18 protein-coding genes are annotated in these 20,796 nt (G+C 64.5%); 11 read left to right on the forward strand and 7 right to left on the reverse strand.

The window, feature by feature from the left end:
• The first annotated feature begins 62 nt into the window (after positions 1-62).
• The 4 genes from nrdD (at position 63) to Aeroheme_RS05625 (ending at position 3,919) form a co-directional block, all read left to right on the forward strand.
• Positions 63-2,180, forward strand: coding sequence for an anaerobic ribonucleoside-triphosphate reductase (gene nrdD, locus Aeroheme_RS05610; protein ID WP_411166842.1), 2,118 nt, complete (start codon positions 63-65; stop codon positions 2,178-2,180).
• 241 nt (positions 2,181-2,421) lie between these two features.
• On the forward strand, positions 2,422-2,937 hold the full coding sequence (gene nrdG, locus Aeroheme_RS05615) for an anaerobic ribonucleoside-triphosphate reductase-activating protein (protein ID WP_411166843.1): 516 nt from the start codon (positions 2,422-2,424) through the stop codon (positions 2,935-2,937).
• Positions 2,938-3,187: 250 nt separating this feature from the next.
• A complete protein-coding gene (locus Aeroheme_RS05620; RefSeq protein ID WP_025327864.1) occupies positions 3,188-3,358 on the forward strand; it encodes a YqaE/Pmp3 family membrane protein in 171 nt (56 codons plus the stop codon).
• A 165-nt stretch (positions 3,359-3,523) separates the two neighbouring features.
• Complete coding sequence (locus tag Aeroheme_RS05625; RefSeq protein ID WP_411166844.1) at positions 3,524-3,919, forward strand: energy transducer TonB; 396 nt, start codon at positions 3,524-3,526, stop codon at positions 3,917-3,919.
• A 62-nt stretch (positions 3,920-3,981) separates the two neighbouring features.
• Here Aeroheme_RS05625 and Aeroheme_RS05630 read toward each other — a convergent pair whose 3' ends face one another.
• The 5 genes from Aeroheme_RS05630 to slyA all read right to left on the reverse strand — a co-directional run bounded on the left by Aeroheme_RS05630 (position 3,982) and on the right by slyA (position 8,380).
• On the reverse strand, positions 3,982-4,341 hold the full coding sequence (locus Aeroheme_RS05630; RefSeq protein ID WP_111909957.1) for an MliC family protein: 360 nt from the start codon (positions 4,339-4,341) through the stop codon (positions 3,982-3,984).
• A 109-nt stretch (positions 4,342-4,450) separates the two neighbouring features.
• The gene (locus Aeroheme_RS05635; protein WP_411166845.1) at positions 4,451-5,323 is read right to left on the reverse strand and encodes a beta-1,6-N-acetylglucosaminyltransferase; all 873 of its coding nucleotides are present in this window, start codon (positions 5,321-5,323) and stop codon (positions 4,451-4,453) included.
• Positions 5,324-5,810: 487 nt separating this feature from the next.
• On the reverse strand, positions 5,811-6,839 hold the full coding sequence (locus tag Aeroheme_RS05640; protein WP_262111158.1) for a DUF2955 domain-containing protein: 1,029 nt from the start codon (positions 6,837-6,839) through the stop codon (positions 5,811-5,813).
• A gap of 10 nt (positions 6,840-6,849) precedes the next feature.
• Positions 6,850-7,905, reverse strand: coding sequence for an HlyD family secretion protein (locus tag Aeroheme_RS05645; RefSeq protein WP_411167222.1), 1,056 nt, complete (start codon positions 7,903-7,905; stop codon positions 6,850-6,852).
• Position 7,906: 1 nt separating this feature from the next.
• Entirely contained in the window at positions 7,907-8,380 is a 474-nt protein-coding gene (gene slyA, locus Aeroheme_RS05650; protein WP_042040713.1) for a transcriptional regulator SlyA, read from the reverse strand.
• Positions 8,381-8,598: 218 nt separating this feature from the next.
• Between slyA and Aeroheme_RS05655 the strand changes: the two genes are divergently transcribed.
• From Aeroheme_RS05655 to Aeroheme_RS05670, 4 genes are read left to right on the forward strand one after another with little or no spacing between them, the layout of a single operon-like run.
• On the forward strand, positions 8,599-9,909 hold the full coding sequence (locus tag Aeroheme_RS05655) for a 2-hydroxycarboxylate transporter family protein (protein ID WP_408776996.1): 1,311 nt from the start codon (positions 8,599-8,601) through the stop codon (positions 9,907-9,909).
• 22 nt (positions 9,910-9,931) lie between these two features.
• Positions 9,932-11,482, forward strand: coding sequence for an NAD-dependent malic enzyme (locus tag Aeroheme_RS05660; RefSeq protein WP_411166846.1), 1,551 nt, complete (start codon positions 9,932-9,934; stop codon positions 11,480-11,482).
• A 17-nt stretch (positions 11,483-11,499) separates the two neighbouring features.
• Positions 11,500-13,065 carry an ATP-binding protein gene (locus Aeroheme_RS05665; RefSeq protein ID WP_411166847.1) on the forward strand — a complete coding sequence of 522 codons (1,566 nt, stop codon included), beginning with the start codon at positions 11,500-11,502 and terminating at the stop codon, positions 13,063-13,065.
• A gap of 3 nt (positions 13,066-13,068) precedes the next feature.
• On the forward strand, positions 13,069-13,761 hold the full coding sequence (locus tag Aeroheme_RS05670) for a response regulator (RefSeq protein WP_411166848.1): 693 nt from the start codon (positions 13,069-13,071) through the stop codon (positions 13,759-13,761).
• Between the two features lie 79 nt (positions 13,762-13,840).
• Here Aeroheme_RS05670 and Aeroheme_RS05675 read toward each other — a convergent pair whose 3' ends face one another.
• Entirely contained in the window at positions 13,841-14,740 is a 900-nt protein-coding gene (locus Aeroheme_RS05675; protein ID WP_218328925.1) for a DMT family transporter, read from the reverse strand.
• 95 nt (positions 14,741-14,835) lie between these two features.
• On the opposite strand from Aeroheme_RS05675, the gene Aeroheme_RS05680 reads away from it, so the two are divergent.
• Positions 14,836-15,630 (forward strand): AraC family transcriptional regulator, encoded by a 795-nt coding sequence (locus Aeroheme_RS05680; RefSeq protein WP_218289896.1) that lies wholly within the window; start codon positions 14,836-14,838, stop codon positions 15,628-15,630.
• Positions 15,631-15,720: 90 nt separating this feature from the next.
• Here the strand turns inward: Aeroheme_RS05680 and Aeroheme_RS05685 are convergent, their stop codons facing one another.
• Positions 15,721-17,238 (reverse strand): aldehyde dehydrogenase family protein, encoded by a 1,518-nt coding sequence (locus tag Aeroheme_RS05685; protein WP_411166849.1) that lies wholly within the window; start codon positions 17,236-17,238, stop codon positions 15,721-15,723.
• A 227-nt stretch (positions 17,239-17,465) separates the two neighbouring features.
• On the opposite strand from Aeroheme_RS05685, the gene Aeroheme_RS05690 reads away from it, so the two are divergent.
• Together Aeroheme_RS05690 and Aeroheme_RS05695 are read left to right on the forward strand one after the other, a co-directional pair.
• Positions 17,466-19,133, forward strand: a complete 1,668-nt coding sequence (locus Aeroheme_RS05690) for a sigma-54-dependent Fis family transcriptional regulator (RefSeq protein ID WP_411166850.1) — start codon at positions 17,466-17,468, stop codon at positions 19,131-19,133.
• Between the two features lie 317 nt (positions 19,134-19,450).
• Positions 19,451-20,731: a GGDEF domain-containing protein gene (locus tag Aeroheme_RS05695; protein WP_411166851.1), complete on the forward strand. Its 1,281-nt coding sequence runs from the start codon at positions 19,451-19,453 to the stop codon at positions 20,729-20,731.
• Positions 20,732-20,796: the final 65 nt, after the last annotated feature.

Below are 20,796 nucleotides of genomic sequence, written 5' to 3' on the forward strand. Positions count from 1 at the left end.
GAAGGGGACTCAACAAGGGTGAGCCCAGGGTGGCTGCCAGGCCTTTAATGCGGGGAAAATCGATGAAACCGGTAGTGATCAAACGTGATGGATGTCGCGCACCATTCAATGGCCAGCTGATCGCCGAGGCGGTGAGCCGGGCGGCGGAAGCGGTCAATCAGGCCAATCCGGCGCTGGCCGAGCGTATCTCAAGCGCGGTCAGTCAGGAGCTGGAAGGGCGGGGTGAGGTGGATATCCACGAGATCCAGAACCGGGTCGAGAACCACCTGATGGCTTCCGACGACAAGGCCATCGCCCGTGCCTACATCGAATACCGTCACGACCGGGATCAGGCTCGCGAGGCCCGCGGCCGGCTGGCCCAGGAGATCCGTGGCCTGGTGGAGCAGACCAACGCGGCTTTGCTCAACGAGAACGCCAACAAGGACTCTAAGGTGATCCCGACCCAGCGCGACCTGCTGGCGGGCATAGTCGCCAAGCACTACGCCATCAGCCACATGCTGCCCCGCGAGGTGGTGCAGGCCCACGAGAGCGGCGATCTGCACTTCCACGATCTCGACTACTCCCCCTTCTTCCCCATGTTCAACTGCATGCTGATCGACTTGCAGGGGATGCTGACCCACGGCTTCAAGATGGGCAATGCGGAGATAGACACCCCCAAATCCATCAGCACGGCCACCGCCGTGACCGCCCAGATCATCGCCCAGGTGGCGAGCCACATCTATGGCGGCACCACCATCAACCGCATCGACGAGGTGCTGGCCCCCTATGTGACCATCAGCTGGCAGAAACACAGGGAAGTGGCCGAGGAGTGGGGCATCAGCGACGTGGACGCCTACGCCATGGCCCGCACCGAGAAGGAGTGCTACGACGCCTTCCAGTCCCTGGAGTACGAGGTCAACACCCTGCACACCGCCAACGGCCAGACCCCCTTCGTCACCTTCGGCTTCGGCCTGGGCGACAGCTGGGAGTCGCGGATGATCCAGGGGGCCATCCTCGGCAACCGCATCGCCGGCCTTGGCAAGAACAAGAAGACAGCCGTCTTCCCGAAACTGGTGTTCGCCATCAAGGATGGCCTCAACCACAAGCCGGGAGATCCCAACTACGACATCAAGCGGCTGGCGCTGGAGTGCGCCTCCAAGCGGATGTATCCGGACATACTCAACCATGACCAGGTAGTGAAGGTGACCGGCTCCTTCAAAACCCCCATGGGCTGCCGCTCCTTCCTCGGCGCTTATGAGGAGGATGGCGAGCTCATTCATGAAGGGCGCAACAACATAGGGGTGGTCAGTCTCAACCTGCCGCGCATCGCCCTCAAATCCCGTGACGAGGCGGATTTCTGGGACAAGCTGGATGCGGCCCTGCGAGTGGCCAAGCAGGCGCTCATGTATCGCATCGAGCGACTGGATGGCGTCAAGGCGCGGGTCGCCCCCATCCTCTATATGGAAGGGGCCTGCGGTGTGCGGCTCAAGGCCGACGACAACGTCAGCGAGATCTTTAAAAATGGCCGCGCTTCCATTTCCTTGGGCTATATCGGGGTGCACGAGACCATCAACGCCCTGTTCGGCACGCAGACTCATCTGTTCGATAGCGATGTGCTGCGGGAGAAGGCCATCGCCATCATAGCGCGGCTCAAGGCGGCCACCGACGAGTGGAAGGAGGAGACCGGTTACGGCTTCAGCCTCTACTCCACCCCGAGCGAGAACCTCTGCACCCGCTTCTGCCGCATCGACGCCAAGGAGTTCGGCGTGGTGGCCGGGGTGACCGACAAGGGTTACTACACCAACAGCTTCCACCTCGATGTGGAGAAGCAGGTCAACCCCTACGACAAGCTGGACTTCGAGGCGCCCTATCCGCCCATCGCCAGCGGCGGCTTCATCTGCTACGGCGAGTACCCCAACATCCAGCACAATCTGGAAGCGCTCGAAAACGTCTGGGACTACAGCTATGACAAGGTGCCCTACTACGGCACCAACACCCCCATCGACGAGTGCTACGACTGCGGCTTTACCGGCGAGTTCGAGTGCACCTCCAAGGGCTTCACCTGCCCGCGCTGCGGCAACCACGATCCGGCCAAGGTGTCCGTGACCCGCCGTGTCTGCGGCTACCTCGGCAGCCCGGATGCGCGCCCCTTCAATGCGGGCAAGCAGGAAGAAGTGAAGCGCCGCGTCAAGCATATGTAAGCCGAGCCCTCACCCTGGCCCTCTCCCAGAGGGAGAGGGAACCGATAGCAGAGCTGTGGGGGCCGAAGAGCGACAGTCATCTCTTGTTCTGATTGGCAAGCTGGTTTCCTCGGGACTATCCGCAATACGTCGCTCTGCCCCCTTCTCCCGCTCACGTTGAAAAGAGTGGGAGAAGGGCTGGGGATGAGAGGGCTGAAAATCCATCATCACTTGCCTGCCAAACAGTGAACCGAGAGACAAGATGCACTACCACCAATACTATCCGGTCGATGTGATCAATGGCCCCGGCACCCGGGCCACCCTGTTCGTGTCGGGCTGCGAGCACCAGTGTCCGGGTTGCTACAACCAGAGCACCTGGCGGCTCGATGGGGGCAAGCCGTTCGATGAGGCGATGAGCGATCGCGTCATTAGCGACCTCAACGACACGCGCATCAAGCGGCGAGGTCTGTCGCTCTCCGGCGGCGATCCGCTTCACCCTGCCAATGTGCCCCAGGTGCTGGCGCTGGTGAAACGGGTGCGGGCAGAGTGCCCCGGCAAGGACATCTGGTGCTGGACCGGCTACCTGCTTGGCGAGCTCAGCCCGGCCCAGCGCGAGCTGGTTTGCTTACTGGATGTGCTGGTGGATGGCAAGTTCGAGAAGGAGCTGGCCGACCCCGGCCTGCTCTGGCGCGGCAGCAGCAACCAGATCATCCACGATCTCAACGCCTGGCGTGAGCAGGAGTACAAAAGCCGGATCCCCTGCCAGCTGCTGGCGTGACGATAGCGGCAACCAGATCATCCACGACCTCGACGCCTGGCGGGAGCGGGAGCACAAGAGCCGGATCCCCTGCCAACTGCTGGCCTGATGATTGCGCTTCCTGGGTGCGCCGACCTCCGTCAGCTGAACCCTGGCTCAATCCCGGGTGATAAAGGCGCGAAAGGTGTCCGCTGTGGTTTGCAGTTGTGGGCAAGGCTGTTTATGGTTAGCCCATCCGAATCACATGACATCTTTCATGAGGAACCATGAGATGAACAATTTGCTCAAGATCCTGCTGGCCATCTTCCTGCCGCCGGTCTGTGCCTTTATCCAGGTGGGCTTAAGCCTGCACTTCTTCATCAACATAGTGCTGACCCTGCTCGGCGGCCTGCCCGGCATGGTCCACGCGCTCTGGCTGGTAGTCAGCGACAAGCGCGCCTGAGGCATCCCCTTGCCGCAGAGGCCAACCTTAGGGTTGGCCTTTTTATTGCGTGCGAGACTCGCCCGCCAGATGGGGGATTCCTGAATGAGGCTGATTGGTTGACACTGCCCCCTGGTCAAGCCGACCGTTCAGGGAGCCGAGCGGTCACAGGACAAGGAGTGTTGAATGAACTTGAAGATAGTGCTGCTGGGGGCCGCCCTGATGCTGGGGGGCTGCGCCAGCCCCAGTCCCACCGTGAAGCTGAACCAGCCGCCACGGGAGGTCTCCGAGGAGGATCTGTGTCTCTACTGGGTGCAGGAAGGGGAGGTGACGCAATTCAACCTGCCCCTCAAACGGCCTATGAAGGCGCCGGTTGAGGGGGTCGTGGATATTCGCTACCTCATCGACTCCAACGGCAATCTGTTCAGCCCCGAGATACTGGCGGCGGAGCCGGCTGGGATGCTGGAGCTGGCCGCCCTGACGGCACTGTCAAAGATGCGCTATCGGGTCGCCGAGCAGAATCCGGAGGCTATCCCCGTCCAGGTGGTGCAGCGCTTCCGGCTCAAGGGGACTCCCCAATGACAAAGACCCCGGCCTTGGCCGGGGTCTTTGTCATTGTGCGGGGGAGCTGTTGCTGTCGGGGCTTATTGCTCCTTGCAGTCGTTGTAGCGGCTCTGCCATTCCCCGGCTTCATCGCGCATCTCCACGAAGCCTTCCTTCCCCTTGTTCCACCAGACCACCTCGTGATCGTCGGTGTAGCGGGCCCCGGAGGCGGAGACAGCCTGAGGCAGGGTGTAGTCCTTGCCATCGGGCAGGGAGAGCTTGACGAAGTTCAGGCTCTCGTCCGAGAGGGAGAAGTAGCGCACCTGCACCTTCTGGTTCTGCTCGCACAGATAGGTGACAGGATCGCCCCCTGTGACCCCCAGCTTGCCAGCGCCCAGATCGCAGCCGCTCAGCAGGGTCAGGGTACCCAGACCCAGTAGTGCCAAATTGGCCTGTTTCATGTTGTCTCCTTAATCGGCGTCATATGGCGTTGAGCCTAACAGTTTGGGCCAGCGTCGCAATCTTGATGAGTGCTGGCCGCGTCGGTAAGTGTCCGGATGCATCTATGAGTCAGGCCGGTACGGGCTGGCGGATGTCCGGTGTGGCGAGGGGGCACATCATGGCGCGCTCCAGTATATCCAGGATGTCGCTGTCTATGGTCTCGTCAAACTTGCGGGCGAACAGGTGCTCGCTTTGCTGCAGGGCGTCAGCGTCATCCACCGTGTAGTCGCGCGGGCGCAGCTTGATGTCACCCATGGGGATCCAGTCGATGGCGCGCTTGTCATCGTTGACTATCTGGCCCTGATAGCTGGTGTTCATGATCACCGTCTGGAAGAAGCCCTCGTCGGCGATCAGGGTGTGGCGGTAGAAGGCCTTGAAGCGATCGACCTCGGGGCTGTGGCTGACGAACTCGCAGAAGGCCCGGCTCAGTATCATCCACTGGTTGCCAATGTAGGGGGTCACATTGTCCAGATAGGGGCGGGTCTTCACCGGCTTGCACACCAACTCCTGGGCGGTCTCGGTCACATAGTGATCGATGCGGTGCAGGGTGTCCGGTCTGTGCTGGCGCTGATCCGCGACCTTGAGGAAATCCTTGCCCCTGTGATCGCGCAGGAAGTCGTGAATGTCGCGCTGGGAGCGCAGCGGGAAGTCCTGGGCGCTCAGGTTGATGAAGAACTCCCACTCCTGGTTCTGCTCCAGCAGCGCCGCTATGCCGCGCAGCTCCGCATCCACCAGGCTGTAACCGCCCCAGAGCGCATTCTTGCTGGGCAGCATGGCGGCGTTGGGGTAATCGGCCAGAAAGTCGGCTATCTCCTGCTGCAGCTCGGGGCCAGAGCGCTTGTCCACGTGGATCAGGTAGTGGTTGCTGTGGTGGTAAATCGTCTTGAACAGGCGCTTGAACTGATCGGGATAGCGATGAACCAGAATGAGGTAGGCAATCATGTCTATGTGTCCTGTGTGGGCGGCAGGGCTGCGCCAAACAGAAAGTGCCTCAGGCGGATGGCTTGAAGCTGGTTCCCGTCGGGATGGCCGCTGTCGCAGTAAAAAAGAGTGGATAGCAGATAACAACAGTGAGAACAGGCTGCGACAGGGAGGGATGCGCCTTATGGCATCGGGTCAATACAGCGGGTCTGGCGACATCAGGTTGAGGGTGAGAGGTGGGCAAGGGCTGCCCTGGCTGGCGACTCTTTTGCATGACAAGCCTGTCATCAGGTGCAGAGCGCAATCGGCCGGTGAGTGAGGGGCCACAGTAGCACGGTTCTGGCCAGGTTCGGCATTTATCGCCTGTGCGGCAAATCGTCACTCAATGGAGCCAAGATCTGCTCTCCATATTCACCGCAGTCTCGCAGGCCAGCACCTTTGTCACAAAAAAACGCCCCGCAGGGTTGCGGGGCGAAAGACAGCACATCCTTGGCCATTGGAAAGGGGATCAATAACCGAAGCGGGTTGCCTCGAAACGGTTGAGCAGACGGTGGATCAGGTAGCAGGCCAGCAGGGTGGCGACGATGGCAAAGAGGATGCTGCTGACCCGGTAGAGGGCGCTGAACACCAGATCGTTGCCCGGGGTCAGGTACTGGCCAAACAGTATGCCGAGGGTGGTGAGGGCGCCGAAGCCGACCCCGGAGCCGCTCGCCTCCTTCACATGGGCATGGCTGAACAGCATGGCGCCGAGCCAGAGCAGGGGGGTGACCAGCAGCAGCAGACCAGACCAGTCATAGAGCACCAGCTGCCCCAGGATGCCGAAACTCACCCCCAGCAATGTGCCCATGGCGCGCTTGCGGGCATAGCTCAGGGCCCCGTCCCAGTGCATGGGAAAGAGCACCAGCAGTGTGGTCGCCTGGGCGGACATGGAGTCGCGCAGATCGAACAGCTGGAATACCAGGAACGACAGGGTGGCGATGCTGGCACCGAGCAGGGCCTCGTGGCGCATCCGGTGGGGCGCCTTGGGAGAGGGGGTGGGGGCGGGCCGCGCCTCCACATCCGGGATCAGGGCCGTCATCAGGTAGGCGATGAGCACCGACAGTATGCTGGCCCAGAGGTTGCTGAAGATGAGATCGTTCAGATCGGTTCCGGGATAGCTGGCAAAGTGCAGCATGATGCTGAGGCTGAGCACGCCGTTGGCGCCAAACAGGAAGAGGCTGCCCCGGGACATGGCGGCGAAGCGGTAGAGGAACAGCAAAAAGACCAGGGGGGTCATCAGCCCGGGATGACTGCCGAACAGGCCGCCCAGCAGGCCGACTTCCAGCCCGCACATGGCGGCGGAGGCGATAAGCTGGCGGGCGGCGTGGCCGTTCATCACCGGGATCATGCCGAGCAGCAATACCGGGGTGACGGTGAAGAAGACCCCGTTGCTCCAGCCGAAGATCTTGCACAGTACAAACCCCAGGGTGCAGCCGAAGGCGATGCGCAAACACTGGCGCAGCTCGTTGGCGGTGAGGGGTCTGTGCCACAGGTTCATGGTCGTCATCTCAGTAGATGTAGTGCAGCAGGCTGAGCAGGCGGATCTGGCCGCGGGCAAAGAGCGCGCTCAGGGCGTTGTCCGGCAGCAGCTGGACGGTGGCGCGGGCCCCGGCCGGCAGATGGGCGGGCAACTGATCCAGGGTCAGGTGCAGCCGCAGCCGCTGGGCATCCCGCACCCAGCGATCGGACTCGATGGGGTTGGCCAAGAGGCCGTTGGCGTCGAACTGGCCGGCGCTGACCCCGGCGTCCAGGCTGGCGACCCGGGCGGCATAGAGGCGGCCGGGCTCGCCGTCGAAGGCGACCAGCGCGCGGCTTTCCGGGGTGATGTTACGCAGGCTCTTCTCGCGAAAATCGGCGATCACGTCCACTTGCTCCGAGACCAGGGCCAGCAGGGGAGAGCCCGCAGTGGCCACGCTGCCGGGCTTGAGCTGCAGGTTGGTGATGATGCCATCCTGGCTCGCATGGACCTGGCTGTAGGTGAGGTTGAGCTCTGCCTGGGCGAGGCGGTTGCGCGCCTGGCGCAGCAGCAGGTTGTCATCACCGGCCAGGCCACGGTTGACGCGAGCCTGCTCCATGCGGGCCTGGCTGGCCAGCAGGTTGGCACGGGCGGTGCGGGCTGCGCTGTCCGCATCATCTTTCTGCTGTTCAGAGACCATGTGGCGGCGATAGAGGGTATCGATGCGCTCGGCCTCCCGCTGTTTCTGGGCGGTCTGGGTCTGCAGCGAGCTGAAGTCGGCGGCGGCGGCGTTCAGGGTCGCATCCAGCTGGCGATTCTGTTGCTCGGCCTGATCCAGGGCGAGTCTGGCCTGCTCGACCGCGAGCTCGAAGGGGGCCGGATCCAGCACGAACAGCAGATCCCCCTGTTTGACGTGCTGGTTGTTCACCACTGCGACCTCGACCACCTTGCCGCTAACCTGGGGCGCCATCTTGGTGACGACCCGGGTGGCCATGGCCTGGGGGGTGAGGGGCATCTTGATGTCGGCCAGCAGGAAGTAGCCGAACACCAGGATGAAGCAGGCCATGGCCCACTTGATCCAGCGTTTGAATTGTTGATCCGGGGTCATCTTATTCTCTCTCTTCATGCTGGGCACCAATCTTGCCGAGGGCATTGGCGGAGATGCGGTGCACTATCTCTTCAAACTGGGCCAGCTCCTGCTGGCTGATACCCGCCAGCAGATCCCGGCGGACCTCCATGATGCGATCCTCGATCTTGTCGAGCAGCGCCTTGCCGGCCGGGGTCAGGGTGACGATGCGGGCGCGCTTGTCCTGGCTGCAGCAGTGGCGCTCGATAAGAGCCAGCTCTTCCAGCTGACCCAGGGTGCGCATCAGGGAGGGCAGCTCTATCTCCAGCGCCTCGGCCAGGGTCTTCTGGCTGAGGTGGCCGCCGAGGCGGCTCAGCTTCCAGAGCGCGGTCCAGCGCGGATGGGTCAAACCCAAGGGGGCCAGTTCGATATCGGCCACGGTGCGCCACAGCCGGTGCAGTCGCCCCAGCTGTTCGGCGAGGGAGAGCTCGCGCAACATCTCCAGATCCTTTTTCATGGCAGATACCTCATATACTTAGCCTGCTAAGCATTATATTTATTTCGCAGGCTAAGTAAAGCGTGATTCAGCTCACATTCAGTTTCGGGGGCAGGGGACGCGGGGAGGGCAATGGTGCTTAAGGTTTCAATGTTTTTATATGGCTTTGCAGGCCCGCTAACCGACAGCAGAGGAGGGGATACGTAGAGTGGCGCCACACCACAAGCTGGAGCATAACAATGAAAAACCTCTCTACCCCCGAAGTACAGATGAAGGGCGCCTGGAGCGACCAGCAGATCGCCGGCATGCCCATGATGATCTTCCTTGGGCTTGCCACCTGCGTCCTCTACGCCGGCTGGAACGGCTCCCTGCCGCTCGGCATGGTCGGCGCCCTGGCGCTGATGTTCGTGCTCGGCACCCTGCTGAGCGAGCTGGGCGAGCGGATCCCCCCCATACGGGAATACCTGGGGGGCGGCACCATACTCGCCATCTTCGGCGGCGCCGCGCTGTTCGAGTACCGGATTCTGCCGGTCGAGGCCGGTGAGGTGATCACCCGCTTCATGAAGGAGGGGGGCTTTCTGAACTTCTTCATCGCCAGCCTGGTGACAGGGTCTGTGTTCGGCATGAGCGGCGCCCTGCTCAAAAACGCCGCCATGCGTTACCTGCCGGTGATCCTGGGGGGCGTGGCCCTGGCGCTGCTGAGCGTCGGTCTGGTCGGCTCCCTGATGGGATACGGCTTCAAGAATGCGGTGCTGCTCATCGGTCTGCCCATCATGGGTGGCGGCATGGGCGCTGGCGCCGTGCCCCTGGTGGAGATCCTCTCCGGCCCCTTGCAGATGTCCAGCGCAGACCTGCTGTCGCGCATGGTGCCCGCCGTGGTGATCGCCAACACCCTGGCCATACTGGTGGGCTCCCTGCTGGCGCGCCTCGGTCGTCGTTACCCCTCCCTGACCGGTAACGGCAAGCTGATGGTCAAGGAAGACAGCCAGAGCGTCGCCGACGAGCAGGCTGAGGCGCCGACCCTGCAGAGCCTGGGTCTCGGCCTCTTCATCAGCTCCAGCATGTTCGTGCTGGGATCCTTGCTCGGCAACTTCATCCCCATGCACCCCTTCGCCCTGATGATACTGGCGGTGGCCTTTATCAAGGTGAGTGGTGTATTGCCCCGTCGTTATGAACAGGCGGCCGCCGACTGGTACCAGTTCGTGGTGAGCAACCTCACCCCCTCCCTGCTGGTGGGCATAGGGGTGGCCTACACCAGTATCCCCGAGCTCATCGGCGCCTTCTCGGTCAACTACTTCATCATGGTGCTGACCACTGTGGTCGGCGGCGCCCTGGGGGCGGCCCTGGTGGGGCGCATGATAGGTTTTTATCCCATAGAGGCGGCCATCACCGGTGGCCTGTGCATGGCCAACATGGGCGGTACGGGCGATGTGGCCGTGCTGTCGGCAGCCCAGCGCATGAAGCTGATGCCCTTCGCCCAGATCTCTTCTCGCCTCGGCGGGGCCGTGATGCTGATCCTGGCCACCGCCCTCATCTCTCTGCTCGCGTGACGACCGGATACAGGAAAACGACATGAACGACATCATGATGGGCACCAGCCTGCCCTATGCCGAACGCAAGCGTCAGGGGCTGATGGGGCGCATGCCTCACAAGGAGGAGTCCCTCTCCCAGCAGCGCCGCCGCATCTACCGCCTGGTCTCGGCCATGCAAAGCCCCTTCGATCAGCACCTGCTGCTGCGCCAGTTGCAGGAGGACAACCCTGTGCTGTTTTACGATCTGGTGCGCCACCATCTGCCCGAGCTGCTGCCCATCATCTACACCCCAGTGGTGGGGGAGGCCTGCCAGCGCCACAGCGATCTCTACCTGCGCAGCCACGGTCTCTACCTCTCCTGGCACGACAGGGACGAGCTGGACACCATCTTCGCTGCGGTCGAACAGGAGGTGGACGTCATCGTCATCTCCGACGGGGAGCGGGTGCTGGGGCTCGGCGATCTCGGCATCGGCGGCATGGGGATCTGCATCGGCAAGTTGGCGCTCTACAGCGCCGCCGGTGGCATCAACCCGGCCCGCACCCTGCCCCTGTGCGTGGATGTGGGCACCAACAACCCGGCCCTGCTGGAGGATGACTCCTACCTCGGCTGGCAGGCCCCGCGTATCGACGGCGAGACCTACTACCACTTCATGGACAAGGTAGTGGCGGCCATCCATAAACGCTGGCCCCAGGTGGTGCTGCAGTTCGAGGACTTCGCCGGCAAGCATGCCGCCAACCTGCTGGCCCGCTACCGGAACGAGCTCTGCATGTTCAACGACGACATCCAGGGCACGGCGGCGGTCGCCTCCGCCTGCGTGCTGGCGGGGTTGCAACAGGCGGGAAGCACCCTTGCCGACACGCCGGTGCTCATCGTCGGCGCGGGCTCGGCGGGCTGCGGCATCGCCGCCATGCTGGCCCGGCTGGCGGGCAGCCCAGAGCGGGTGCAGCTGTTCGATCAGGACGGCCTGGTCTGCCTGGACAGGGCCAACCTGACCCCTTCCCAGCAGCCCTTCGCCCGCCCGGCAGAGGAGGCCTGCGGCTCCCTGCCCGAGCTCATCTCCCGGCTGCGCCCCGGGGTGCTGATCGGGGTGAGCGGCCAGGGCGGACTCTTCACCGAGCAGGTGCTTGGCGCCATGGGGGAGGCGTGCGAGCTCCCTGTGATACTGCCGCTCTCCAACCCGACCCGCAGCGCCGAGGCGACCCCGGAGCAGGTGTGGCGGGCGACCGAGGGGCGTGCCCTGCTCGCCACCGGCAGCCCCTTCGCCCCGGTCGAGGTAGGGGGAGAGGCCCGGGTGGTCTCCCAGTGCAACAACGTCTATGTCTTCCCGGGCATTGGCCTGGGGGCCTGCGCGGTCAAGGCGCGGCGCATCAGCGATGGCATGCTGCTGGCCGCGGTGCGAGCTGTGGGTGCCTATCCGCTGGTGACGGGTCGGCTGCTGCCCCCTATCGAACAGGTGGGAGAGGTGGCCCGCGCGGTTGCCAGGGCCGTGGCCCTGACCGCCCGTGAGGAGGGGTTGGCGGATTTTGACGGTGATCCCGCGCCGCTCATTGACCAGACCTGGTGGCGCCCGCACTATTGGTCCGCCTCCTGAGCTTGCAAGGTTAATCGATGAAACTGCGCCACCAACTGGTCACCCTCTCCCTCGGGCTGTCACTGCTGCTGATCCTGATCCTGGGTGGCTTGCTCGCCCTCTTCATCCGCCACCTGCTGGAGAGCAACCTGGAGGAGAAGGGGAGCGATCTGGCCCGGGTGCTGGCGGCGGACAGCCGGGTGGTGCAGGCCCTGCAGCAGGGCAATGATCCCGGCCTGCGGGACTATGTACAGGGGATCTGCAGCCGCACCGATGCCGCCTACATGGTGGTGACGGACGAGCACGCCCGCCGCCTGAGCCACCCTTCTCCCGAGCTGGTCGGTGCGACCTTCCGTGGCGAGGACATCTGGCCGGCGATCCAGGAGCGGCGCAGCTACTGCTCCAGGGACAAAGGCACGCTCGGCCCGGCCATCCGCTGCTTCTCGCCCGTGATAGGGGCGGACGGGCGCGCCATAGGCGCGGTGGCGGTGGGTTATCTGATGCGGACTGTGGAGGGCATCTATCTGGAGCGGATCGCCCTGCTCATCAGCGCCATCGGCGCCGTGCTGGGCTGCGGCCTGCTGCTGGCGCTCTGGTTGCAGCACCGGCTGCGGCGCACCCTGCTGGATCTGGAGCCGGAGACCATAGTCAACCGCTTCGCCCAGCAGGATCTGGTGCTGGAGGGCATCTCGGAGGGGATAGTGGCCCTCGATGGCAACCATCGCATCAAGATGCTCAACAGCGCGGCCTTCTACCAGTTGCGGCTACCGGGCACCGGCCGTCACGCCCTGCTGGGGCAATCCCTGGCCGAGCTGGCCCCCAGCCTTCTGCCGGCCCTGAACCAGCAGGGGGGGGTGAACTTCACCGTGCAGGGGGAGGCCTTTGTCGGCCACTGGCAGGATCTCAGCGGCCGCGAGCCGGGCCGCATGCTGATCTTCAGCCGACCGGACGGCACCGGCAGCCTCGGGATGCAGGTGACTCACTTGCGCCAGTATGCCGAGATGCTGCGGATCCAGACCCACGAGTTCGCCAACAAGCTGAGCAGCCTCTCCGGCCTGCTGCAGCTCGGTCACGTGGATCAGGCGGTGGAGCTGATCCAGCAGGAGAACGAGGCCTGCCAGACCATGCTGCAGGATCTGCTGCGCTCCATCGAGAACAAGCCGGTGGCCGGTCTCATCCTCGGCAAGTTCAGCCGGGCGCGGGAGCTGGGAGTCGAGCTGGTGCTGGATCCCGGCTCGGCCCTCGGGGAGTACCCGGCCGAGGTGTCGGCGGATCTCATCACCTGCATCGGCAATCTGCTGGACAACGGTATCAGGGCCGCCTGGGCGAACCGCCAGCGGTGCGCGCCCCAGGTGCTCATCTCGGTGGATGACTTCGGGCGCCGGCTGGTGATCGAGGTGGAGGACAGCGGCGAAGGGGTGGACGAGGCGCTGGCGGATCACCTGTTCGACTATGGGATCAGTCGCCAGACCGGCGATCATGGCGTAGGCCTCTTCCTGGTCAAGAAGACGGTGGCCCGCCGTGGGGGTGTGATAGAATGGCGCCGCACCGCCGAACAGACCACCTTGTTCGGTATCTATTTGAATAAAAACCAATTGGTGTGAGTCATGAAGCCAATTTTCACTCTTGTTATCGAGGACGACGAGCGGATCGGCGCCATCCTGGCGGAGCTTATCTCCTCGACCCCGGGCTACTCCCTGCTGGGGCGGGCCGAGAGCCTGGCCCAGGCCGATCTCATGATGCGTGCCACCGAACCCCAGTTGCTGGTGGTGGACATCTCCCTGCCGGACGGCTCGGGTCTTGAGTGGGTGAACCGGCTACGCAGCCACAATCGGGAGGTCTTCGTGGTCATGGTGACCGCCTCCTGCGACGTGGAGACCATACAGCAGGCCCTGAATCTCGGGGTGCAGGACTACATCATCAAGCCGCTGCGGCTGTTTCGCATCCAGCAGAGCCTGGACGAGATCCTGACCCTGCATCGCCGCCTGTGCGAGCGCGGCCTGCTGGAGCAGAGCGATCTCGATCGCCTGATGGGCAAGGGGCGAATTCAGCCGAGGGAGGTGCGCGACACCCCCAAGGGCATAGATGCCATCACCCTGCGCCAGGTGCTGGAGCTGCTGGCAGGGGAGCCGGACCAGGCCTTCTCTACCGACACAGTGGCGCTGCGCCTGTCGCTTAGCCGCACCACGGCGCGCCGTTATCTGGAGTTTCTGGAGTCCGAAGACAAGCTGGATGTGGATCTCAACTACGGTCAGCGCGGCCGCCCCGAGCGGCGTTATCACTGGCGCCGCCCCGGTTGAGGCGAGCAGGATAAACAACAAGGGAGCCTCGGCTCCCTTGTTGTTTATCTGCATCCTGCACCCTTGGTGCGGCCGGGGATCAGGCCCCTTCCAGCTGGGGCGCGCGCCGTCTCGGCTTGAACTGGGAACACATGACGCCCCCCAGGATCAGGCCGCCGCCGAGCAGGTGATAGCCGTGGATGGGCTCCCCCAGGCTGCTGACCGCGATCATGGCGGTGAACAGCGGGATCAGGTTCATGAACACCGAGGTGCGCTCAGGTCCGAGGCTGGCCAGGCCGCGCATCCAGCAGTAGGCCGCCAGCAGGGAGGAGGCGAGCCCGGCGAACAGCACCATGCTCCAGCCTTCCCGCGGCACTGCCAGCGAGTCGGCGCTGAGGGCGACCGGGATCAGCAGCAGCACCGCCAGCAGGATCTGCACATAGAGGTTGAGCCAGGGGCCGAACGGCAGCTGCCAGCGGCGGATCAGCAGGCCATAGAGCGCATAGCTGGCCGCCCCCAGCAGCATCATGCCATCCCCCGGGTTGATGCCGTTGTGCAGCAGCGCCAGGGGCTGGCCCTGACTCAGCAGCCAGAACACCCCGAACAGGGAGACGCTCATGCCCCCCAGCGCCTGCTTGCCGGGCCGCTGGCCGAAGAAGCAGGCGCCGATCAACAGGGTGAGCAGCGGCAGCAATGAGCCGATCACCCCCATGTTGGTGGCCGAGGTGCTGTGGGCGGCGTAGTAGGCCAGGCACTGGTAGAGCACCATGCCGAGCAGGGAGAGCACCAGCAGCTTGCCGAGCCAGAGGCGGACCTCGGCGCGGCGGCGCCACAGCTGCGGCAGGCAGAAGGGGGAGAGCGCCAGGGCGGCGAGCACCCAGCGGTAGAACGAGATGGCGGCGGGATCGACGACACCGGCCGCGGCCTTGGAGACCACGGTGTTGGTGGCCCAGATCAGCACCGCCATCAGGGGGAACAGGAGGGGGGAGAAGATACGCATTAAAGACTCCTTAGCATCAGGCCATCAGTCTACTCTTGTCTTTTTGTTGGCAAGTAACGTAAAACTGACAATCTATCCCGCAGAAAGGACAACCCATGCAGCCGCGTCCCCATCAGCGCCAGGATGCCGAACTGGCCGAGCCCAATCCGCTCTACCTGCGCTATCAGCAGATCCAGGCCGACAGCGCCTGCGCCTCCCACAGCCACCCCTGGGGTCAGCTCAGCATGATAAGCCTGGGGGTGATGGAGATAGTGCTGGACGAGCAGCGGCTGCTGGCCCCGGCGGACTACCTCATCTGGGTGCCGGCCGGGCTGGAGCACGCCTCCTACAACCAGCAGGCCCTCGACTACACCTCCATCTATGTCAACGACAGCCTGGCCGCCCGGCTGCCCACCGAGCCCAGGCTGCTGGAGATGACGCCGCTGATCCGGGCCCTGCTGGCGGATTTCTGCGATCGGCGGCTGGGGCACATGGAGGACGAGTGGGACAGGCGCCAGGCTGAGCTGCTGGTAGAAAAACTGAGCCGGACTCGCTGCCAGGAGAGCTACCTGCCGATGAGCCAGGACAAGCTGCTGGCCCCCATGCTGGCGGCCCTGCGCAGTGATCCCGCCGATCCCCGCACCCTGGCCCAGTGGGCCGAGCAACTGCACAGCACCGAGCGCACCCTGGCCCGGCGCTGCGTGCGCGAGCTCGGCATGAACTTCGGTCAGTGGCGGGCCCGGCTGCGGCTGCTCAAGGCGCTGGCCTGGCTCAAGGGGGAGCTGCCCATTCAGGAGATAGGCTGGCGGCTCGGCTACGGCTCCACCTCGGCCTTCATCGCCATGTTCAACCGGGAGCTGGGCTGCTCCCCCCAGCGTTATCGTCAGCAGCTAGCCCAGCCAGGGGGCTGAGCCCGGGCTGGCGTCAGTCGGGATGAGATCGACGGATAAAGGGAGGGCGCCCTAAGGCGCCCTTGTCGGTTGGGATGAGCGACTGCCCGCCTAGAAGAAGCCGAGCGGGTTGATGTCGTGGCTCACCAGCAGGTTCTTGGTGTTCTGGTAGTGATCCAGCATCATCTTGTGGGTCTCGCGACCTATGCCTGACTTCTTGTAGCCGCCGAAGGCGGCGTGGGCCGGGTAGGCGTGGTAGCAGTTTACCCAGACCCGGCCAGCCTGGATGCCGCGCCCCATGCGCCAGGCCAGGTTGCTGTCCCGGGTCCAGAGCCCCGCCCCCAGGCCATACTGGGTGTCGTTGGCAATGACCAGGGCATCCGCCTCGTCCTTGAAGGTGGTGACCCCGAGCGCCGGCCCGAAGATCTCCTCCTGGAACACCCGCATCTTGTTCTGACCCGAGAAGATGGTGGGCTGGATGTAGAAGCCCCCCTCAAGGCCATTCACTTTGGCCGGGCCGCCGCCTATCAGCATCTTGGCCCCCTCGCCGCGGCCAATCTCCATGTAGCTCAGTATCTTGTCAAACTGCTCGCGGGACGCCTGGGCGCCCACCTGGGTGGCGGTGTCCAGGGGGTTGCCCTGCACTATGGTGCGGGCGCGGGCCAGCACCCGATCCATAAAGTCGTCATAGATGCTGGCCTGCACCAGGGCGCGGGAGGGACAGGTGCACACCTCGCCCTGGTTGAAGAAGGTCATCAGCATGCCTTCCACCGCCTTGTCGATGTAGTTGCTCTCATGCTGCATCACGTCGGCAAAGTAGATGTTGGGGGACTTGCCGCCGAGCTCGACGGTGGAGGGGATCAGCTTGTCGGCGGCGCAGCGCAGTATATGGGCGCCGACTTCGGTCGAACCTGTGAAGGCGAGCTTCTGGATCCTGTCGCTGGTGGCCAGCGCCTGACCTGCCTCGGCGCCGAAGCCGTTGACCACGTTGACCACGCCGGGGGGCAGTATGTCCTTGATGAGATCCATCATCAGCATGATGGTGACCGGGGTCTGTTCGGCGGGCTTGAGCACGCTGCAGCAGCCGGCCGCCAGCACAGGGGCTAGCTTCCAGGCCGCCATCAGCAGCGGGAAGTTCCAGGGGATGATCTGGCCGACCACGCCGATGGGCTCCTTGAAGTGGTAGCTGACGGTGTGCTGATCCAGCTCGGCGGCCGAGCCCTCCTGGGCGCGGATGCAGCCGGCGAAGTAGCGGAAGTGATCCACCACCAGCGGCAGGTCGGCGGCCAGGGTCTCGCGCACCGCCTTGCCGTTCTCCCAGGTCTCGGCGACGGCGAGCACCTCTATGTTCTGCTCGATGCGATCGGCGATGCGCAGCAGCAGGTTGCTGCGCTCGGTGACGCTGGTCTTGCTCCAGCTGGCGAACGCCTTGTGGGCGGCATCCAGCGCCAGCTCGATGTCGGCGGCGTCGGATCTGGCCACCTCGCAGAACACCCGGCCATCCACCGGCGAGACGTTCTCGAAATAGCGGCCGGCGCGGGGGGCCACCCAGTCGCCACCGATGAAGTTGTCGTAACGGGACTTGAAGCTGACCAGGGCGCCTGCCTGACCGGGAGCGGTGTAAATCATCTCATCATCCTTATGTGTGTGGTCCTGACCGGCCGGGGCCGGTGACCAGCTGCTATCGCAAGGGCCGTGCCAGAGGGTCTGACCAGAGCGACGAAAGTTAATAAAACGTTATCAAACGGGGTGCGGCGGCGTATCTTGATTAACCAGTGACCCCGGTCGTGGCGATGAGACTGTGCCGTTTCTGGACAGTGGTCGTGACACTGTGCCCTTTGTGAACAGGAGGCGTGATGAGCGAGTTACCTCAGTCCATTCCCAGTCCCAGCCCCAGCCCGATCCAGCGCTCCTGGCAGCGCTGCCTGCATCAGGGCCTGCTCCGCCAGCAGAGCGCCGAGCTGGATCTGCTGCCCCAGGGGGAGCTGTCGGCCCGCCAGGAGCAGCACAGAACCCTTATCACCTGCTTCCAGCGCTTCGTGTTGCCGCTGTTTGCCCAGTTGCTGGCGGGCAGGCCCTGTCGCCTGCTGCTGTGTGACGGCGAGGGGGCCATTTTGGCTGCCAGCGGTGACGATGGCTTCGCCCGCCACGCCGAGCGGATCTTTTTGCGCAGCGGTGCCCGCTGGGGGGAGGCGAGCAAGGGTACCAATGCCATAGGCACAGCGCTGGCCGAGCAGAGCGAGGTGCAGGTGCTGGGGGCCCAGCACTTCTTCGCCCAGCACAGCTTCCTCAGTTGCAGCGCCTGCCCCCTGCTCGGGCCGGACGGGCAACTGCTGGGGGTGCTCGACATCTCCACCGATGCGGCCCACCACGACGGCGACATGCTGGGCACTGTGCGGCTCCTGGCCATGACCCTGGAAAACGCGCTGCTGGCGCGTCAGCCGGGCTGGCTGGTGGATCTCGATCCCCAGAGTCTCTGGTCCGCCCGCCTGCTGCTGGGGGAGGGGGGCGAGCTGCTCGGCGCCAACCGGGCCGGACGGCTCTGGCTCGGCCAGCACTCCTTCGATGGCCGGCAGTTGCTGCGGGATCGGCGCGGATTGCGGCTGGAGCCCGAGCCTGTGGTGATTCAAACCGAAAACCAGCCTCAGCCAGCCGTTACCGCCGGGGTGCCCCTCAAGATGCTGGAGCGGGGCATCTCCCTGCTCATCGAAGGGGAGACCGGCAGTGGCAAGGAGCACCTGGTGCGTGCCCTGCACAGTCAGTCGAGCCGACGGGACAAGCCCCTGGTCTGCGTCAACTGCGGCGCCCTGCCCGCCGAGCTGGTGGAGGCCGAGCTGTTTGGCTATGTGGGCGGGGCCTTCAGCGGCGCCCGCAGCCAGGGCAGCCAGGGGTATCTGCGCGCCGCCCACGGCGGCATCCTGATGCTGGACGAGATCGGCGAGTTGCCGCTGCAGGCGCAAACTAGGTTGCTGCGGGTGTTGCAGGAGCGCGCCGTTACCCCGGTTGGCAGCCACAAACCCGAGCCGGTGGATTTCTGGCTGGTCAGCGCCAGCCACCGGGATCTGGCGGCCATGGTGCAGGATGGCGGCTTTCGCGAAGACCTCTATTACCGCATCTGTGGCTGGCGCCAGCAGCTTGCGCCGCTGCGGGCCTGGCCCCAGGGCGAGCGCCTGGGGCTGATCCGGCGGCTGCTCCTCGAGATGGACCCGGCCCTGCAACTGACGCCGCAGGCGGAGCGGCAACTGCTGGCCCATCCTCTGCCCGGCAACGTGCGCCAGCTCAAGCAGGCGCTGGAGGTGGCCTGCGTGCTGGCGGAAGGGCAGGGCTGGATTGAACCCGCCCACCTGCATCTGCCCGAGGTGGCCGCCATGCCGGCTCCCCGGGGCGCCACCACCTTGCGCGAACAGAGCCGGCTGCGGGTGCAGCAGACCCTGACGGAGTGCGGCGGCAACGTGAGCGAGGCGGCGCGCCGCCTTGGCATCAGCCGCACCACCCTCTACCGGGCGCTGCGGGAAGAGGGATAGGGGTGTTGCCACACCGCTTGCTTGTGTAGACTGGGGCTCTGCGATGATTTTTCTTTATTTTTCCATGGCATGGAGCGCTCAGTGGTGAAAGGAATGATGACATCGGGAACCCGTTTCCCCAGGAGCTGGCGTCCGCCTCTTGCGGTGCAATGCCGACAGGACTCAGCCCGGCGGATGGCAGGCGACGCCCTGCTCGCGGGCTGAGCCGACCAATGCCCCGGCGCCCGTGAGGGCGCGTGTAATAACCTTGGATCTGGATCAGCACGGTGCAGAATTTCAAGGTGTAGAGTAAAAGCTCTTTTTCAGGTGTGATCGTCATGACCCCATCCTATTCCCGCGTGACCAATATGTTGTTCTGGAGCCTGCTGCTCGGCAGTCTGCTGGCCATACTGGTGTTCGAGTTCGGGCCAGAGCGGCGGCTGGACATCCTGAGCCAGGCCAGCCTGGCCGTCAGGGCCCAGGATGATCGCGCCAATGGGGGCCAATCGGTCACCACGCTGATCCCTGTGGGTGACAAGCCCGCCATCGACTGCAAGCTGCGCGCGGGCCACAGCTCCCCCTTCTGTGAACTGATCCTGACCCTGTCTGCCCCCGAGTGGGGGCTGGATCTCTCCCACTTCAACGGCGTGCGGGTCAAGCTGAGGGTGGAGGGGAGCGAGCCGCAGAGCTGGCGCCTCTATCTGCGCAACTATGATCCCGCCTACTCGATAGCCGGGGACGAGATCTCCCACAAGTTCAACGAGGTGCTCTTTCGTCCCGACGATTACGGCCGCATCCAGGACATCCCCCTCAAGGTGTTCGCCCCCAGCTCCTGGTGGGTGCAGCAGTACCGGATCCCGCTGGCGCAGCAGGGGGCGGATCTGCACCATGTCTATGCCATCGAGCTTGCCACCGACGACAGGATGCAGCCCGGGGACTACAGGTTGATCCTGGAAAAGCTGGAGTTCTATGGCCGCTGGGGCAAGCCGGGGGACTTCTACCGCCAGCTGCTGCTGGGCTGGCTGATATACGGAATATTGCTGTTTCTGACCCAGTACCTGCTGATGGGAGACAAGCTGCGCAAGGCTCGCGAGGCGCGGCTGGCGGCGGAGGCGCTCAGCCAGAGCCTGTCCGAGCAGTACCGCCGCACCGAGGAGGAGGCCCGCTACGATCCCCTGACCGGGGCCCTCAACCGGCTCGGTGGCGAGAAGCTCTTGAGCGAATTGGGGGAGATGCCGCTCTCCTTCATCTATATCGACATCGATCACTTCAAGGGGGTCAACGACACCCACGGGCACCCCATGGGGGACGAGGTGCTCAAGCACATGGTGAGCGAGCTGCTGCGCCATTGTGACAGCCTGTGCCGCCTGGTGCGCTGGGGAGGAGAGGAGTTCGTGCTGGTCTGCCTGCACCATGAGCAGGCGAGGGCCGAGCGGCTGGCCGAGCGACTGAGGGGGGCGCTGGAGGCCTACAGGGAGTGGCCCCTCGGGCTCAGGATCACCGCCTCCTTCGGGGTGGCGGAGCGGCGCGGGGACTCCCTTGAGCTGACCCTCAAGCGAGCGGACGAGGCGCTCTATCAGGCCAAGGAACGGGGTCGCAACCGGGTCGAGGTGGGTTAGGGCGCCGCCCTGCCCACCGACTAAGGGCCTTGCCTTCGCTAAGGTGATTGCGGCTGGAGCCCCGG

This window comes from Aeromonas sp. DSM 116730 (assembly GCF_046581335.1).
GTDB lineage: Bacteria > Pseudomonadota > Gammaproteobacteria > Enterobacterales > Aeromonadaceae > Aeromonas > Aeromonas rivipollensis.

Coding starts and splice junctions, on each gene's coding strand:
- Aeroheme_RS05665 (WP_411166847.1), top strand. CDS start 11,500: ATGAAACTGCGCCACCAACTGGTCACCCTCTCCCTCGGGCTGTCACTG.
- Aeroheme_RS05685 (WP_411166849.1), bottom strand. CDS start 17,238: ATGATTTACACCGCTCCCGGTCAGGCAGGCGCCCTGGTCAGCTTCAAG.
- Aeroheme_RS05620 (WP_025327864.1), top strand. CDS start 3,188: ATGAACAATTTGCTCAAGATCCTGCTGGCCATCTTCCTGCCGCCGGTC.
- Aeroheme_RS05655 (WP_408776996.1), top strand. CDS start 8,599: ATGAAAAACCTCTCTACCCCCGAAGTACAGATGAAGGGCGCCTGGAGC.
- Aeroheme_RS05645 (WP_411167222.1), bottom strand. CDS start 7,905: ATGACCCCGGATCAACAATTCAAACGCTGGATCAAGTGGGCCATGGCC.
- Aeroheme_RS05625 (WP_411166844.1), top strand. CDS start 3,524: ATGAACTTGAAGATAGTGCTGCTGGGGGCCGCCCTGATGCTGGGGGGC.
- Aeroheme_RS05690 (WP_411166850.1), top strand. CDS start 17,466: ATGAGCGAGTTACCTCAGTCCATTCCCAGTCCCAGCCCCAGCCCGATC.
- Aeroheme_RS05660 (WP_411166846.1), top strand. CDS start 9,932: ATGAACGACATCATGATGGGCACCAGCCTGCCCTATGCCGAACGCAAG.
- Aeroheme_RS05680 (WP_218289896.1), top strand. CDS start 14,836: ATGCAGCCGCGTCCCCATCAGCGCCAGGATGCCGAACTGGCCGAGCCC.
- slyA (WP_042040713.1), bottom strand. CDS start 8,380: ATGAAAAAGGATCTGGAGATGTTGCGCGAGCTCTCCCTCGCCGAACAG.
- Aeroheme_RS05630 (WP_111909957.1), bottom strand. CDS start 4,341: ATGAAACAGGCCAATTTGGCACTACTGGGTCTGGGTACCCTGACCCTG.
- nrdG (WP_411166843.1), top strand. CDS start 2,422: ATGCACTACCACCAATACTATCCGGTCGATGTGATCAATGGCCCCGGC.
- Aeroheme_RS05640 (WP_262111158.1), bottom strand. CDS start 6,839: ATGAACCTGTGGCACAGACCCCTCACCGCCAACGAGCTGCGCCAGTGT.
- nrdD (WP_411166842.1), top strand. CDS start 63: ATGAAACCGGTAGTGATCAAACGTGATGGATGTCGCGCACCATTCAAT.
- Aeroheme_RS05635 (WP_411166845.1), bottom strand. CDS start 5,323: ATGATTGCCTACCTCATTCTGGTTCATCGCTATCCCGATCAGTTCAAG.
- Aeroheme_RS05670 (WP_411166848.1), top strand. CDS start 13,069: ATGAAGCCAATTTTCACTCTTGTTATCGAGGACGACGAGCGGATCGGC.
- Aeroheme_RS05675 (WP_218328925.1), bottom strand. CDS start 14,740: ATGCGTATCTTCTCCCCCCTCCTGTTCCCCCTGATGGCGGTGCTGATC.
- Aeroheme_RS05695 (WP_411166851.1), top strand. CDS start 19,451: ATGACCCCATCCTATTCCCGCGTGACCAATATGTTGTTCTGGAGCCTG.